Source organism: Janthinobacterium sp. FW305-128, assembly GCF_020858135.1.
Lineage (GTDB): Bacteria > Pseudomonadota > Gammaproteobacteria > Burkholderiales > Burkholderiaceae_D > Janthinobacterium.
In genome coordinates this window covers 197,213-212,997 of sequence record NZ_JACYMK010000006.1, presented here as the reverse complement: position 1 = coordinate 212,997, position 15,785 = coordinate 197,213, and the positions used below count along the sequence as shown (strand labels likewise).

The following is a 15,785-nucleotide window of genomic DNA, read 5'->3' as shown; positions in this document are numbered from 1 at the left end:
GTCTGCAAGAAAGCAGCCACGGCGGGACCGTCAGGCTGGGAATTGATAATCTTGCATTCTAGCACTCAAGATGCGCAGGAAAACGCGAATTTGGCGCAGGGGTTTTCGCCTGCGCCGGCCTGCCCCTGATCGCCCCCTTACTGCGCCTGCGGCGCATGCCAGCCGCCGCCCAGCGACTGGATCAGGGCCACGGCCGTCGTCTGGCGGTCCGCCTGCGCCTGCACTAGCGAGCGGCGCGCCGACAGGGCCGTCACCTGCGCCGTCACCACATCCGTGTAGCCGACCTGGCCCGCGTTGTAGCGGTTCAACATCTGCTGTTCGACCTGGTCGGCGGCCGACGACGCCTGCTGGCGCAAGGCCAATTGCTCGGCCAGCGCGCGCGTGGCCGACAACTGGTCTTCCACGGCGCCAAAGGCACTCAATACCGTCTGGCGGTAGCGCGCGACGGCCGCTTCATGGCCCGCCTTGGCAGCATCGACGCTGGCCGTCGTGGCGCCCGCGTTGAACAGCGTTTGCGCGGCCGACACGCCCAACGACCACAAGCTGCTTGAAGCGTTGAACAGGTCGCCCACCTTGCTGGCGCCGGAACCGTAGGAACCCGTCAGGTTCAGGCTCGGATAGTAGGCCGAGCGGGCGATGCCGATCTGCTCATTGGCCACGGCCACCCTGCGCTCGGCGGCGGCGATGTCGGGACGACGCTGCAGCAGGGTCGATGGCACGCCCAGCGGCACCTCGGGCACGGTCAGGGTCCACGGCGCCACGGCCAGGCTGAAGTCGGACGGCGCGCGGCCCAGCAGGATGGCGATCGCGTGTTCGAGCTGGGCGCGGGCGCGCGTCTGGTTCGACAGGTCGATCTGCGCATTGGCCAGCTGCGTCTGCGCCTGCAGCAGGTCGGACTTGGCGGCGATGCCCGAGTTAAAACGGTTGCCGGTGATCTCGAGCACGCGCTTGTAGCCATCGATGGTGGCGTTCAGCAGCGCGATCTGCGCATCGCTCTGGCGCAGCGAAAAGTAATTGGTGGCCAGCTCGCCCTGCGCCGACAGGCGCGCGGCGGCCAGGTCGGCCGCGCTGGCGCTGGCGCTGGCATCGGCCCCCGTCACGCCGGCGCGCAGCTTGCCCCACACGTCCGGTTCCCACGAGGCGCCGATGGCGGCCTTGAAGTTGTTGTTCGTCTGCTGCTCGCCGCCGCCACCCGAACGGGCGCCGCTGCCCGTCAGGCTCACGGTGGGGAACAGCGAGGCGCGCTGTTCGCGCACCAGCGCGCGCGCCTGCTCGTACGAAGCGATGGCGGCGGCCACGTTCTGGTTCGAGATGTCGATGCCTTCGGCCAGCTGGTTCAGCTGCGCGTCGCCGAACAGGGTCCACCAGGGACCGCGCTCCAGGGTGTCGGCCGGCGCGGCCGGTTGCCAGCCGGCCGCCTCCTTGAACGTTTGCGGCGCGGCGGCCGTCGGCGTTTCATACGCGGGGCTGACGGCGCAGCCGGCAAGGAGAACTGCTGCGGCCAAAGCCAGCAGGCGGCGTGCGGGGACGGCGGAGGAAATAGGTTTTACTTGCTTCATGATTGTGTGCTCGGGTTATCTGGCCCAGGAATGCGGCTCAATTGCTGCTCGTCGGCGCTGCGCGTGCGCAGCTTGTCGAGCAGGATGTAGACCACCGGGGTGGTCAGCAATGTGAGTAACTGGCTGGCGATCAGGCCGCCGATGATGGCGACCCCCAAGGGCTGGCGTAGCTCCGACCCCTCGCCGAAACCGATCGCCAGCGGCAAGGCGCCAAGCGCCGCCGCCAGGGTGGTCATCAGAATGGGGCGGAAACGCAGCAAACATGCCTCGCGCACCGCCTCCACGGCTGTCAAGCCGCGCGAACGCTCGGCCTCCAGCGCGAAGTCGATGATCAATATAGCATTTTTCTTGACGATACCGATCAACAGGAACACGCCGATCAGGGCGATGATGGAAAACTCCATGCGGAACAGCAGCAAGGCCAGCACGGCGCCCACCCCTGCCGACGGCAAGGTCGACAGCACGGTGACGGGGTGGATCAGGCTTTCGTACAGGATGCCCAGCACGATGTAGATGACCACGATGGCCGCCAGGATCAAGAGCGGCTGCTCCTTGTTGCTGTCCTGCGCGCTCTTGGCCGAGCCCTGGAAGCTGCCGCGCACGTTGACGGGCATGCCGATTTCCGACTCCGCCTGGGCCACGGCGGCCTGCCCGTCGCTGAGCGGATAGCCGTCGGCCAGGTTGAACGACACGGTGGTGGCCAGCTCGCCGCCCTGGTGGTTGATCGAGGTCGCGGTCGAGCTTTCCGCAAAGCTGCTGAACGAGGACAGCGGCACCATGTGCGCCAGGGTCGTGGACAGGGCCGAGCCGCTGGACGGGTCGCGCGCCGCCGTCGTGTTGGACGTCGCCGCGCCCGTCGCCGCAGCGGTGGTGCTGGCCGTCGCCGTCGTGCTGGTGGCCGCGACGGCCGCCGCATTCGACGCCGGCACATACACGGAGCGCAGCGCTTCCGGGCTTTGCGCATAGCGGGGCGCCACTTCCATGATCACGTGGTACTGGTTCAGCTCATCGTAGATGGTCGCCACCTGGCGCTGGCCGAAGCTGTTGTACAGCGCATTGTCGATATCCTTCACTTGCACGCCCAGCTGCGTGGCGCGGTCCTTGTCGATGGAAACAAAGGTTTCCACGCCGTTTTCCGCCTGGTCCGTGTCCACGTCGATCAGGGCCGGCTGCAGCTTCATCTGGTCGGCCAGTTTCGCCGCCCACTTCTTCAGGTCCGCCTGGTTGTCGCTGATCAGGGTGTACTGGTAGGTGGAATTGCTCGAGCGCCCGCCCATGCGCAAATCCTGCACGGGGTTGAGGAACAGCGAAATGCCCGTCACCTTGGCCAGTTGCGGACGCAGGCGCGCGATCACGGCTTGCCCCTTGTCCGTGCGCTGCGAGGCCGGCTTCAAGTCGATGAACATGAAGCCGCCCCCTGCCCGTCCGCCGCCCGTAAACCCCACGACGGTGGCGACGGCCGGGTCGTCCTTGATGATGTTGACCAGTTGGCGCAACTTGCTCTGCATGGCCTGGAACGAGATGCTCTGGTCGGCGCGCATGCCGCCGTTGATCTGGCCCGTGTCCTGCTGCGGGAAGAAGCCCTTGGGCGCGGCCGCGAACAGGTACACGTTCAAGCCGACGACGAAGACGAGGATGGTCATCACCAGCGCGGCGCTCGACAGCGCCCAGTCCAGGCAGTGCTCGTAGACTTTCAGCATGCGCTCGAAACCGCGCTCGAACCAGCGCGCCACCGCACCCGGCTTTTTATGCTGCTGGCCGCTTTTCAGCAGCCAGGCACACATCATCGGCGTGGTCGTGAGGGAGATGACGAGCGAAATCATCACGGCGGCCGACAGGGTGACGGCGAATTCGCGGAACAGCCGCCCCACCTGCCCGCCCATGAACAGCAGCGGGATGAAGACGGCCACCAGCGACAGACTGATCGACAGCACCGTAAAACCCACTTCGCGCGCGCCCAGCAGGGCTGCCTTGAAGCGGTCCATGCCCGCCTCGATGTGGCGCTGCGTGTTTTCCAGCACCACGATGGCGTCGTCGACGACGAAGCCCGTGGCCACCGTCAGCGCCATCAGGGACAGGTTGTTCAGGCTAAAGCCCAGCATGTACATCACGCCGAAGGTGCCCAACAGGGAGACGATGGTGGCCACGGCGGGAATGATGGTGGCGCGCACGCTGCGCAGGAAAGCGCTGACCACCAGCACGACGAGCACGATGGACAGGATCAGGGTGAATTCGATCTCGTGCAGCGACGAGCGGATGGAATTGGTGCTGTCGGACGCCACCTGCAGCTTGATGTCGCCCGGCAGCTGCGCCTGCAGTTGCGGCAGCAGCGCGCGCACGCCGTCCACCGTGGCGATGACGTTGGCACCGGGCTGGCGCGTGATCAGCACGATGACGGCCGGGTCGCCATTGAACAGGCCCAGGGTATTGTTGTTCTCCACGCCGTCGACCACGTCGGCCACGTCGTCGAGGCGGATGGCGGCGCCGTCGCGCCAGGCCACGACCAGGCTGCGGTAGTCGTTTGCTGAGCGCCCGCCCGACGCCGTCGCCGCGCCCGAATAGATCTGCAGGCTGCGCTCGTCGCCGGAAATGGCTCCCTTGGGGCGGTTGGCGTTGCTGGCCTGGATGGCCGCCCGCACGTCCTCCATCGACAAGCTGTAGTGATTGAGCTGGTACGGCAGCAGTTCCACGCGCACGGCCGGCAGCGAACCGCCGCCCAGTTCCACGTCGCCCACGCCTTTGACTTGCGCCACCTTTTGTTGCACCAGGTTCGACACGGCATCGTAGATCTGGCCCGGCGTGCGCGTTTTCGACGTCAGCGCCAGGATGATCACGGGCGCGTCGGACGGATTGGCCTTGCGGTAGGTGGGATTGCTGCGCAGGGTGGCCGGCAAGTCCACGCGCGCGGCGGCAATCGCCGCCTGCACTTCGCGCGCGGCCGAATCGATCTTGCGGTTCAGGTCGAACTGCAAATTGATGCGCGCCGAGCCCGTGCCCGACGACGACGTCATCTCGTTCACGCCCGAGATCACGCCCAGGCGGCGTTCCAGCGGCGTGGCCACCGAGGTGGCCATGGTCGCGGGGCTGGCGCCAGGCAGGCTGGCGCTGACGGAAATGGTCGGATAATCGACCTGCGGCAGCGGCGAGACGGGCAGCACGAAGAAGGCGCCGATGCCCGCCAGCGCGATGCCGATGGTCAGCAGCACGGTGGCGATGGGACGCTTGACGAACGGTTCGGACAGGTTCACGCGGCGCTCCCCGCACCCGGCTTATCGAGACTGACAGCGTTCTTCCCTTTGCCCGCGAAGCGCTGGCCCAGGCGGTCGAAGCCCAGGTAGATGACGGGAGTGGTGAACAAGGTCAGCACCTGGCTGACGATCAGGCCGCCGAAGATGGCCAGGCCCAGCGGACGGCGCAACTCGGCGCCCTCGCCCCAGCCCAGCATCAGCGGCACGGCCGCGAACAGGGCCGCCAGGGTCGTCATCAAAATCGGGCGGAAACGCAGCAGCGCCGCCTGGTGAATGGCGTCCTGTGGGCTTTTTCCCTCGTCGCGCTCGGCCTCGATGGCGAAGTCGATCATCATGATGGCGTTCTTTTTCACAATGCCGATCAACAGGATGATGCCGATGATGCCGATCACGCCCAGGTCCTGGCCCGAGATCATCAGGGCCAGCAAGGCGCCCACGCCGGCCGACGGCAGGGTCGACAAAATCGTCAGCGGATGGATGTAGCTTTCGTACAGCACCCCGAGCACGATGTAGACGCAGACGACGGCGGCCAAAATGAGCCACAGCTGGTTCGACAGCGAGTTTTCATACGCGCCGGCCGCGCCGAGGAAGGTCAATGTCACCGATGGCGGCAAGGCGATGTCTTTCGCCGCCTGGCGGATGGCGTCGACGGCGCTGCCCAGCGCCACGCCCTGCGTCGTATCGAAGCCCAGGGTCGTGGCCGGATACTGCGCCACATGCGTGATCTGCAGCGGCGCCTGTTTTTCGCTGACGCTGGCAAACGCGGACAGCGGCGTCGACTTGCCGGAGCCCGTGCGCACCTGCAGGTCCGACAGGTCGGACGGCGTGGTGACGATGCCCGGCTGCGCTTCGAGGATCACGCGGTACTGGTTGGTTTCCGTGAAAATCGTCGAAATGATGCGCTGGCCGAAGGCGTTATACAAGGCGTCGTCGACGGTGGCCGTGGTCACCGACATGCGCGCGGCGCTGTCGCGGTCGATGGCGACCGTCACGGCGGCGCCCGTGGCGCCCGCATCCGTGACGACGTTGCGCAACTGCGATTGCTCGCGCATGCGGGCCGCCAGCTTGCCCGCCCACTCCGTGACGGTGGCCGTGTCGGCCCCTTCGAGCGAAACGCGGTATTGCGTCGGGCCCGATTCCGCGTCGATGGTCAAATCCTGCGTCGGCTGCAGATACAGGGTCACGCCGGCCACCTTGGCCACGCGGTTGCGCAGGCGTTCCATGATCTCGTCCTGGCTGCCGCTGCGCGGACGCTTCAGGTTGATCAGCATGCTGCCCGTGTGCAGCATGGTGTTGTTGGCCGCATCGACGCCGACGAGGGAACTCAAGGTATCGACAGCGGGGTCTTCCAGCAGCGCGCTGGCGGCGGCCTGCTGCAAGGCGGCCATGCGCGCGTACGAGACGGCTTGCGAGGTTTCGATGCGCGCCTGCAGCTGGCCCGTGTCCTGCGTGGGGAACAGGCCTTTGGGGATGGTGATATACAGGACGACGGTCAGCAGCAAGGTGGCCAAGGCCACGAGCAGGGTCAGTCCCTGGCGTTTCAGCACCCACACGAGCGCAAGGTCGTACTGATGGATGACCTTGTCGAGGAAAGCCTGGATGCGCTGGCCCGTGGCGCTGATTTTTTCATCGGCGTGGCTTTTCAGCCAGCGCGCCGACATCATCGGCACCAGGGTCAGCGACACCAAGGCGGAAATCAAGATCGTGATGGCCAGGGTCATGGCAAATTCGCGGAACAGCCGGCCCACCACGTCGCCCATGAACAGCAGGGGAATCAGCACGGCGATCAGGGACACCGTCAGCGAGATGATGGTAAAGCCGATCTGCGACGCGCCCTTCAATGCGGCGGCCATCGGCGTTTCGCCCTCCTCGATGTAGCGGGCGATGTTTTCGATCATGACGATGGCGTCATCGACGACAAAGCCCGTGGCGATGGTCAGGGCCATCAAGGAGAGGTTGTTCAGGCTATAGCCGAGCAAATACATGACGCCGCAGGCGCCGATCAGCGAAATCGGCACGGACAGGCTGGCGATCACCGTGGCGCGCAGGCTGTGCAGGAAGGCGAAGATCACCAGCACCACCAGCAGCACGGACAACAGCAGTTCCATTTCCACGTGCTCGACGGAGGCGCGGATGCCCGTCGTGCGGTCGCTCAGCACGTCGAGCTTCATGGCCGCCGGCAGGCTGGCCTGCAGGTCGGGCAACAGGGCCTTGATGGCGTCCACCGTCTTGATGACGTTGGCGCCGGGCTGGCGCTGCACGTTCAGAATGATGGCCGGCTGCTTGCCCGACCAGGCACCGAGGCGCGTGTTTTCCGCGCTGTCGACGACGTTCGCCACGTCAGCCAGGCGCACGGGCGCGCCGTTTTTATACGTGATGATCAGGCGCTTGTAGTCTTCCGCCGTCACCAATTGATCGTTGGCGTTGATGGTAAACGAGCGCGTGGGTCCGTCGAAACTGCCCTTGGCGCTGTTGACGTTGGCCGCCGCGATGGCCGTGCGCAGGCTGTCGAGGCCCAGGCCGTACGAGGCCAGCAATTTGGTGTCGCCCTGGATGCGCACGGCGGGACGCTGGCCGCCCGACAGCGAGACGAGGCCCACGCCGTTGACCTGGCTGATCTTCAGCGCCAGACGCGTGTTGACGATGTTCTGCACCTGCGTCAGCGGCATCGTGTCGGAGGTGATCGCCAGGGTCAACACGGGCGCGTCGGCCGGGTTGATCTTCGCGTACACGGGCGGCGCCGGCAAATCGGTGGGCAGCAAGGAGCCGCCCGCGTTGATGGCCGCCTGCACTTCCTGCTCGGCCACGTCCAGGGTCTGGCCCAGGGTAAATTGCAGGGTGATGAGGGAAACGCCGGCCGCGCTGGTGGAACTCATGCGCTGTAAACCCGACATCTGCCCGAACTGGCGCTCCAGCGGCGCCGTCACCGTCTGTCCCATGACTTCGGGACTCGCGCCCGGGTACAGGGTCTGCACCTGGATGGTGGGGAAGTCCACCTGCGGCAAGGCGGCCAGCGGCAGGAACTTGAAGCCGACCAGCCCCGCCAGCACGATGGCCAGCATCAGCAGCGCCGTGGCGACGGGGCGCTGGATGAACGGCGTCGATGGACTCATTGCGCCGCGCCCTTCGCCGGAGCGGTCGCCGGCGCACTGGCGGGAGCGGAGGCGGTGGCCGAAGCGCTGGCCGCGCCCTCAGCATGCTGGCGGCGGTGGCGGCGTTCGCCGTTCGCGCCGGCAGCACCTGCGCTGCCCATGGCCGGCTTGTCGCCCGCCAGCATGACCTTCGCGCCTTCCTTCAGGCGGTCGGCGCCTTCCGTGATGACTTGCTCTCCCGCTTCCAGGCCGGCGCGGATTTCCACCATGTCGGTGGTGGCCTGGCCCCGCGTGACCATGCGCACGGTGACGGTCTTGTCGGCCTTGAGCACATACACGAAGTCGCCGTTGTTACTGTGACGCAAAGCCGTGACGGGCACCAGCACGGCGCCCGTGATGTTGCCCAGTTCCAGACGCACGTTGACGAACTGGCTGGGGAACAAGGCCATCTTGTCGTTCGTGTAACGGGCCTTGGCGCGCACGGTGCCCGTCTGCACGTCGACCTGGTTGTCGAGCGCCGTCAGGCTGCCCTTGTCCAGCGTATGCGTGCGCGTGCGGTCCAGCGCCAGCGCCGCCAGGGCCGAGCCGCCATTCAGGCGCTCCTGGATGGTCTGCACCTTATCCTGCGGCACGGAAAATTCCACGTCGATGGGCGAGAGCTGCGTCACGACCACCACGCCGCCCGTGTCGCTGGTGCTCACCAGGTTGCCGATATCGACCACCTTCAGGCCCGCGCGGCCGCTGATCGGCGACACCACCTTGGTGTAGCCGAGGTTCAGCCTGGCCGTGCCTTCGGACGCGCGGTCCGTCATGACGGTGCCTTCCAGCTGTTTTACCAATGCGGCCTGCGTGTCGACGTCCTGGCGCGCGATGGAATCCTGGCCCAGCAGGGTTTGATAGCGTTTCAGGGTCAGGCGCGCGTTTTCCAGCTGCGCTTCATCGCGCTGGCGCTGGCCCGTGGCCTGCATCAGCGCCATCTCGAACTGGGCCGGATCGATCTGCGCCACCACCTGGCCCGCCTTGACCATGCCGCCTTCCTTGAATTTCAATTCCTTCAAAATGCCCGACACTTGCGGGCGCACCGTCACGGTGGATGCGGCCGTCACCGTGCCCAGCGCATCGAGCACCACGGGCAGGTCGGACTTGACGGCCGTGGCCACGCCGACGGTGGTCGAGGGAGCGCCGCGGCGTCCGCCAGGCCCGCCGGGTCCGCCCGGGCCACCGGGACCGCCGGCACCGCCCTGGGCGCTGGCGCCGGAATGGGTCAGATACCAGGCACCGCCCCCCAGCGCCGCCATCACGGCCAGCGCGATGACCGTGCCGACGATTTTCGAACGGCGGCTGCGCCGTGGGGTATGGGGTGTTGTCTGCGAATCCATCGCTTATCCTTGTAGTGGCCGCTGGCACGGCGATTCTGTGGCGCCGGCCGAGGTGGAACACACTCAGGCCGGACGACCGTTTTTCGGGGTTGTTTCGGTACACAGCCGGGGAGTCAAGAGCTGAAAATCAGCTGAAAAAACATCGCTCTCCAGCGTGAAACGACTCTAGCATAGTCATGTAACTGTTTCATTTCTACTTGAAACAATTACACACAGCCTGGCAGGCACGGGAGGACCAGGCGGGCCGGCAGGCGGGCCGACCCTGTGGGGTAACGGTGGAAAAATCAGGCTTGCGGGGCGTCATCGCCCGGCGTGCGCCAGACGCGGGCGACTCGCATGCAGATACAAACTCGCTACAAATCTCCCGCCAGCCGCCTTGACCCGGCGCCGCGCGGGGATCAAGTGGTCACAGACGGCGGCGATTCTTTACCTGAATTTACATGGTCATGCCGAGGATGACATCCTGGTAGTCGGTGCGGCCGACGCGGAAGGTGCGCCGTCCCACCTGCGCAAAGCCGCAGCGCGCATAAAACGCCAGCGCGTCGTGGTTTTCCGCGTACACGCCCAGCAGCACGCGCCCTGCCCCGCCGGCGCGCGCTTGGCTCAGCGCCGCCTGCATCAGGCGCTGGCCCACGCGCCGGCCCTGGAAGCGGTGCAGCAGGTAGATGCGCTTGATTTCCAGGTCGTCCGGACGCGGGTCCGCGACCGGCAGGCTGGCAGGACTGAGCACCAGATAACCGACGGGTGCGCCGCCGGGCATGGCCTCGGCCAGCCATAAACGCATGGCCGGCAGCGCCAGCCAGTCGCGGTACAGCTGCGCGTCATGCTGGCGCTGGCAATGGGCGATGACGTCGGCGCCATCGAGGATGCCGGCGAACGCTTCCAGGAAGGTGGCCTGACCCACCAGCGCCAGCGCCTGTTCATCGCCCTTGATGCAAGGGCGGATGGTGATACCCGTGGGTGCACTCATGTCGCTTGCCATAGTCTGCTCCTCAAGGAAAACAAGCCGGGCGAAGCCGGCTTGGGGATGTCATCTATATTGCCGTGTAAGGCCTGACCTTACTTGCCGCCCAGGGGCACCTCGCACAGGCAGTGCGTAAGCGCCATGAACGGTTTGCGCTCGCGCGTGATGCCCGACAGCCAGGAGAGGTCCTGCGCCATGCCCAGCGCCGCGTCGGCCGGCAAGCCCGTGCCGGCCAGGCCCAGTTTCACGTGTTCGCCCAGCCCCAGCGAGGCCATGGCCTTGGAACCGAACATGCCGATCAGGCGATCGACGTTCGACGTTTCCTGTTCCAGGTAGGTCACGCGGTAGTCGGCGCCCAGATTGGCGCGCTTGGCGGCCGAGGCCAGCGCATCGCCATAGCTGCCGATGCGGTCGACCAGGTTGCGCTCTTTCGCCTGCAAGCCCGTCCAGACGCGGCCCTGCGCCACTGCATCGATCTTTTCCGGCGTCGTCTTGCGCGCCTTGGCCGCCAGGTTCAGGAAGTCGCCATACACGTGGTTGATCGAACCCTGGATCACTTCGGCGAAGCGGGGATCGAGCGGACGCAAGGGGTTGCCCGCGTCGGCCAGCCAGGTGGTCGGCGAACCGGCCGTGTGGATGCCCAGCTTTTCCACCACCTTGTCGGCCGTCGGCAGAATCGCGAACACGCCGATGGAACCGGTGATGGTAGCCGCGTCGGCGATCACTTCGTCCGACGAGGTGCTGATCCAGTAGCCACCCGAAGCGGCCACGTTGCCCATCGAGACGACCACCGGCTTGCCGGCGGCGCGCGTCAGTTCCAGTTCGCGGCGGATCAGTTCCGAGCCGAAGGCGCTGCCGCCCGGCGAATCGACGCGCAGCACGACGGCCTTGATCGACTTGTCTTCGCGCGCCTGGCGGATCAAGCGCGAGGTGGACAGGCCGCCGATGGCGCCCGGCGGCGCGATGCCGTCGCCGATTTCGCCCGAGGCGATGACCACGCCGACGGCATCGCCGATGTGCACGGGGCGCAGACGCGCCAGGTAATCGGTGTAGTTCACCTGGCGGAAGTTCGTGCCTTCCGTGTTCTTGGCGCCGCGCGCCATCATGAACTGGCGCAGCTCATCGCGCGTTTTCAGGCCGTCGACCAGTTTTCCATTGAGCGACAGCTTGGCAATGTCGCCACCGGCAGCCGTCATCAAGGCTGGCAGGTTGTCGATCGTTTGCATGATCGCGCCGGCCGGCAGCTTGCGCGCCTTTTCCACGTCCGTCGTGTAGGTGGTCCACAGGCCGTTGTTCAGGTAGCGGTCCGCTTCAGCCGCCGCTTCGGACGGGCCGTTGGCGATGAAAGGCTCGGCCGCGCTTTTATACGTACCGACCTTCAGCAGGTTGACCGTCACGCCCACCTTGTCGAGCGCGTCGCGGTAGTAATTGCGGTAGCGGCCAAAGCCTTCCAGCATGACGCCGCCCATCGGGTGCAGGAACACCTCGTCGGCCTTCGCCGCCACCAGGTACTGGCGCTGGTTGTAGCTCGAACCCCAGGCCGTCACTTTCTTGCCCGTGGCGCGGAAACGCTCCACGCCGGCCGCCACTTCGCGCAGCGACGCCAGGCCGCCCCCCTGCAATTCGTCGAGCAGGATCACCATGGAACCGATGTTCTTGTCCTTGCCGGCCGTGTCGAGCACCGCCAGCACGTCGCGCAGCTGCACGCTTTTCTTGACTTCGCCGCTGACATTGGCCAGCACGGCTTCGCGCACGCCGCCCGGGGTTTCCTCGACCAGCGGGCCTTGCAAGTCGAGTACCAGGGTGGTCTTGTCCGCCAGGGGCTTGGCGCCGCCGCCAAAGATGGCGATCAGGATGGCGATGACGATCAGCAGGAAAATCAGGTTGATGACCGCGCGGCGGGTGGCGTCCAGCGCGCGCCAGAATGCGCCAAAGCCGCGGCGTAGCGGCGGGAAGGGGTTGAGTGACATCGATGCTCCGTGAGGTTATGTACCTAAAGGAAATCAATATAGCTGAAAATGGCCGCGATCGCCTTGGGATTCGTCTTATTTTGACAAGTATTGCGTGTCCTGGCCGCCCTGCCCCGGGGGCGTGGAAATGAGGAACAGGCCTGCGAGTACCAGGGCGCCGTTCAGGATCAGCAGTTCCAGGCCGATGCGGTAATGCTCGAACAGCCGCGCCTGCTCCCCTTCGATCAGCGCGCACAGCAGCGGCCCGGCCACGGCCACCAGCGGCACCCAGCGGTCGCGTACGCCGCGCCGGCTCAGCAGGCCGAAGGCGAACAGACCCAGCAGCGGACCATAGGTATAGCTGGCCAGCTTCAGGATCACGCCTATCATGCTGGGGTCGTCCAGCCATTTGAAGGCCATGATCAGGATCAGGAACAGGGCGGAAAAAACCAGGTGGACACGGCGGCGCCAGCGCATCTGCGCGGCCGCGCTCAAGTCCGGCCTGCGCTGCACGCCCAAAATATCGATGCAGAAGGTGGACGTGAGCGCCGTCAATGCCCCATCCACGCTGGGAAACAGGGCGGAAATGAGCGCGATGAAAAAAATCAGCTGCACCACGGCGGGAAAGTGCCCCAGCACGACGGCGGGAAACAGTTTATCGCCTGTCGCGCTGACGCCGGCCAGCGGCGCATACAGGTGCAGCAAGCCGCCGAGGAAGAGGAACAGCAGCAGCACGCCCGTCAGCACCACGGTCAGGCTGAGCATGTTCTTTTGCGAGTCGCGCAAGGTGCGCACGGAAATGTTCTTTTGCATCATTTCCTGGTCCATGCCCGTCATGGCAATCGTGATGAACATGCCGGCAAGAATGTGCTTCCACACATAGGCGGGGCTGTCCGGATCGACGGTGAAGATGCGCGTGAACCCTTGCGCGCGCATGCGCTCCAGGCTGTCGACGAGCGACAGGTCCATCGCGTGCAGCAAAAACACGCTGCAGATGACGAGGCCGGCCAGCATGCACGCCGTTTGCAGGGTATCGGTCCAGACGATGGTTTTCACGCCGCCCTCGTACGTGTACAGCAGGATCAGCAGCAGCACGACGCACGACGTCAGCCAGAACGGCACGCCCAGGCTGTCGAGTATGGTGGCTTGCAGGATATTGACCACCAGATACAGCCGCGCCGTGGCGCCCAGCAGCCGCGAGACGATGAAAAACGCCGCCCCGCTCTGGTAGGAGCGCCGGCCCAGGCGCAGTTCCAGGTAGCGGTAAATGGAAGTGAGCTGCAGCCGGTAATACAGCGGCAGCAAAATAAACGTGATAGCCAGGTAGCCGAGCACGTAGCCGATCATCAGCTGGATGTAGCCGAAACCGTTGCTGCCCACGGCGCCGGGCACGCTGATGAAGGTCACGCCCGTGAGCGTGGTGCCGACCATGCCGAAGGCCACCAGCATCCAGTTGCTGTCCTTGTTGCCGATGAAGAAACTCTCATTGGTGGCGTGGCGCGAGGTGCGCCATGCCACGCCCAGCAGGATCAGGAAATACGCGAGGACGACGGCAAACAGGATCGCTGGGGACATGGCAGATACGGTACTGAGCTAAGGTGGGCGGCAATATACACCGGATTGCCGCGCCCGTTGCTGGAGGCGGCTAAAAGCGCCCCCCAGCCAGCCGCCACACTAGCCGCCCGAGGCGCGCCGCGCGGCATGCAGCGCGGCCAGCGCCGTTCTGAAGTGCACATTCGGCGTTTCCTGGCAGAAGTTGTCCGCCGCGCCGCTGCCGCCCAGCAGCGGGCTCACCAGCGGCGCATAATGCATGCCCTGGCGCAATGGGCCAAGCTGGCTTTCGACGGCCTGCAGGCGACGCGCATCGACCAGGGCAAAGCGCTCGGTCAGCACCTGTGCGAACAGTTCCTGTGCGCTATGCGCAAGCACGAACGATTCGAAGGTATCGATGGCGAACAGCAAATAGAGCACGCTGTCGCCATCGTGGCGGTAGCCGAGCTGATCGCCAAAGCAGGTTTCGGCAAAGAACACGGGACCGCCCTCTGCCGGGCACGGGAAAATCTCCGTCCAGAAATCTTGACGGTTCCACTCCTGCAGGCAATCGCGCGGCGCCGGCGTTGCGCCGTCACCAAAAAAGTACAGATCGTTGCGGCCGAAATAGCCGCCGCCCACCTGCCGCAGAAATGCCGCGAGGTCGTCGGGCAAGGCCACGCCCAGTACGTGCTCCGTAAAGGCAGCCAGCTTGCCGGCATCGGCGCTCACGCGCTGCGCCGGGGGAAACGCGTGTAAAAACGCCTGGTACTCGACATCCATGCACATTGCTCCATTAGTTTTCGGTACGGTCATTGACGGTGGATAACTCAGCAGCCGGTCGGTTTGACTTTCTCCACTTCCAGGCCGAACCACGGGCGCAAGCGCGTGCCGATGACGTTGCCCAGGAAAGCGCAGACCAGCCATAGCCAGCCGTGCAGGCTGCCCGAGACGATGCCGCTGAAGTAGGCGCCGATATTGCAGCCGTAGGCCAGGCGCGCGCCGTAGCCGAGCAGCAAGCCGCCGACGACGGCGGCGATGACCGAGCGGCGCGGGATGCGCCACACGGGCGCGTAGCGGCCAGCCAGGGCCGCCGCCAGCATGGCGCCCAGCACGATGCCGATATCCATCACGGAAGTCTTGTCCTGCGTCAGCGGCGCGGCCAGGGCGGCCGCGTTGGCTTTGGTCGACCAATAGGCCCAGCTGGCCGTGTCGATGCCGACCACAGACGCGGCTTTCGCGCCCCACAGGGCAAACGCGGACGTCACGCCCCACGGACGGCCCGACAGCGCCAGGGTGATGAAATTGAGTACGACGAGCGCGATGGCGCCCGCCACCAGCGGCCAGGGGCCGTGCAGCCAGGGCGACGCCTGCGACGGGCGCAGCGGTGTCGCGACGAGCTTGCCATGACGGCGTTTTTCCACCAGCACCGTGATGCTGGCGATCATTGCAAAAACGAGCCAGTTCAGCGCCAGCGCGGGTACCAGGCCCAGGCTTGTGACGAGGGAAATGGGTTTCAATTGCGGCAATGCCGTCCAGAACGGCATGTGCGCCGTGCCGATCACGGAGCCGACGATGAAGGCGGCCAAGGTGATGAGCATGCGCGTGCTGCCCCCGCCCACCGTGTACAGGGTGCCGGAGGCGCAGCCGCCGCCCAGCTGCATGCCGATGCCGAAGATGAAGGCGCCGAAGATGACGGACGTGCCGGCGGGAGACACCAGGCCCGCCACGGGCGTGCCGAACAGGGTACCGGCCGACAGCGCGGGGAAGAACAGCGCCACGCCCACGGCCAGCATCAGCATTTGCGCGCGCAAGCCGTCGCCGCGGCCATCGGCAATGAAGACGCGCCAGGCCGATGTAAAACCGAAGGCCGCGTGATACAGGGTGATGCCGAGCAAGGCGCCCACCACGTACAGCGCGGACTGGGTGGCGCCCACCGTCAGCGCCAGGTACCAGGCGCCTAGCACGATGAGCAACAGGGCGACGCCCAGCGGTTTCGGGTTGATGGCGGCGCGCAGGCGCAGCGGTGACATTGCGGTATCGGACATGGGGAGTATGGGCGAG

At 65.9% G+C, this 15,785-nt stretch carries 9 protein-coding genes; all 9 read right to left on the bottom strand.

The window, feature by feature from the left end:
- Positions 1 to 137: 137 nt before the first annotated feature.
- Entirely contained in the window at positions 138 to 1,559 is a 1,422-nt protein-coding gene (locus tag IGS60_RS14670) for an efflux transporter outer membrane subunit (protein ID WP_230505179.1), read from the bottom strand.
- Positions 1,556 to 4,807, bottom strand: coding sequence for an efflux RND transporter permease subunit (locus IGS60_RS14665; RefSeq protein WP_230505177.1), 3,252 nt, complete (start codon positions 4,805 to 4,807; stop codon positions 1,556 to 1,558). The genes IGS60_RS14670 and IGS60_RS14665 overlap by 4 nt, the downstream gene beginning before the upstream one ends.
- Entirely contained in the window at positions 4,804 to 7,920 is a 3,117-nt protein-coding gene (locus IGS60_RS14660) for an efflux RND transporter permease subunit (RefSeq protein WP_230505176.1), read from the bottom strand. Before IGS60_RS14660 ends, IGS60_RS14665 begins: the two co-directional genes overlap by 4 nt.
- The gene (locus IGS60_RS14655; RefSeq protein WP_230505174.1) at positions 7,917 to 9,278 is read right to left on the bottom strand and encodes an efflux RND transporter periplasmic adaptor subunit; all 1,362 of its coding nucleotides are present in this window, start codon (positions 9,276 to 9,278) and stop codon (positions 7,917 to 7,919) included. The genes IGS60_RS14660 and IGS60_RS14655 overlap by 4 nt, the downstream gene beginning before the upstream one ends.
- 436 nt (positions 9,279 to 9,714) lie before the next feature.
- On the bottom strand, positions 9,715 to 10,248 hold the full coding sequence (locus IGS60_RS14650) for a GNAT family N-acetyltransferase (RefSeq protein WP_230505172.1): 534 nt from the start codon (positions 10,246 to 10,248) through the stop codon (positions 9,715 to 9,717).
- Positions 10,249 to 10,337: 89 nt separating this feature from the next.
- A complete protein-coding gene (gene sppA, locus IGS60_RS14645) occupies positions 10,338 to 12,212 on the bottom strand; it encodes a signal peptide peptidase SppA (RefSeq protein ID WP_070224056.1) in 1,875 nt (624 codons plus the stop codon).
- 75 nt (positions 12,213 to 12,287) lie between these two features.
- Positions 12,288 to 13,766 carry a sodium:solute symporter gene (locus IGS60_RS14640; RefSeq protein WP_230505171.1) on the bottom strand — a complete coding sequence of 493 codons (1,479 nt, stop codon included), beginning with the start codon at positions 13,764 to 13,766 and terminating at the stop codon, positions 12,288 to 12,290.
- 99 nt (positions 13,767 to 13,865) lie between these two features.
- Positions 13,866 to 14,504, bottom strand: a complete 639-nt coding sequence (locus IGS60_RS14635; RefSeq protein WP_070288728.1) for an SMI1/KNR4 family protein — start codon at positions 14,502 to 14,504, stop codon at positions 13,866 to 13,868.
- A gap of 47 nt (positions 14,505 to 14,551) precedes the next feature.
- Positions 14,552 to 15,769 carry a YeeE/YedE family protein gene (locus tag IGS60_RS14630; RefSeq protein ID WP_230505169.1) on the bottom strand — a complete coding sequence of 406 codons (1,218 nt, stop codon included), beginning with the start codon at positions 15,767 to 15,769 and terminating at the stop codon, positions 14,552 to 14,554.
- Positions 15,770 to 15,785 lie beyond the last annotated feature (16 nt).

Coding starts and splice junctions, on each gene's coding strand:
- IGS60_RS14670 (WP_230505179.1), bottom strand. CDS start 1,559: ATGAAGCAAGTAAAACCTATTTCCTCCGCCGTCCCCGCACGCCGCCTG.
- IGS60_RS14660 (WP_230505176.1), bottom strand. CDS start 7,920: ATGAGTCCATCGACGCCGTTCATCCAGCGCCCCGTCGCCACGGCGCTG.
- IGS60_RS14655 (WP_230505174.1), bottom strand. CDS start 9,278: ATGGATTCGCAGACAACACCCCATACCCCACGGCGCAGCCGCCGTTCG.
- IGS60_RS14650 (WP_230505172.1), bottom strand. CDS start 10,248: ATGAGTGCACCCACGGGTATCACCATCCGCCCTTGCATCAAGGGCGAT.
- sppA (WP_070224056.1), bottom strand. CDS start 12,212: ATGTCACTCAACCCCTTCCCGCCGCTACGCCGCGGCTTTGGCGCATTC.
- IGS60_RS14640 (WP_230505171.1), bottom strand. CDS start 13,766: ATGTCCCCAGCGATCCTGTTTGCCGTCGTCCTCGCGTATTTCCTGATC.
- IGS60_RS14635 (WP_070288728.1), bottom strand. CDS start 14,504: ATGGATGTCGAGTACCAGGCGTTTTTACACGCGTTTCCCCCGGCGCAG.
- IGS60_RS14630 (WP_230505169.1), bottom strand. CDS start 15,769: ATGTCCGATACCGCAATGTCACCGCTGCGCCTGCGCGCCGCCATCAAC.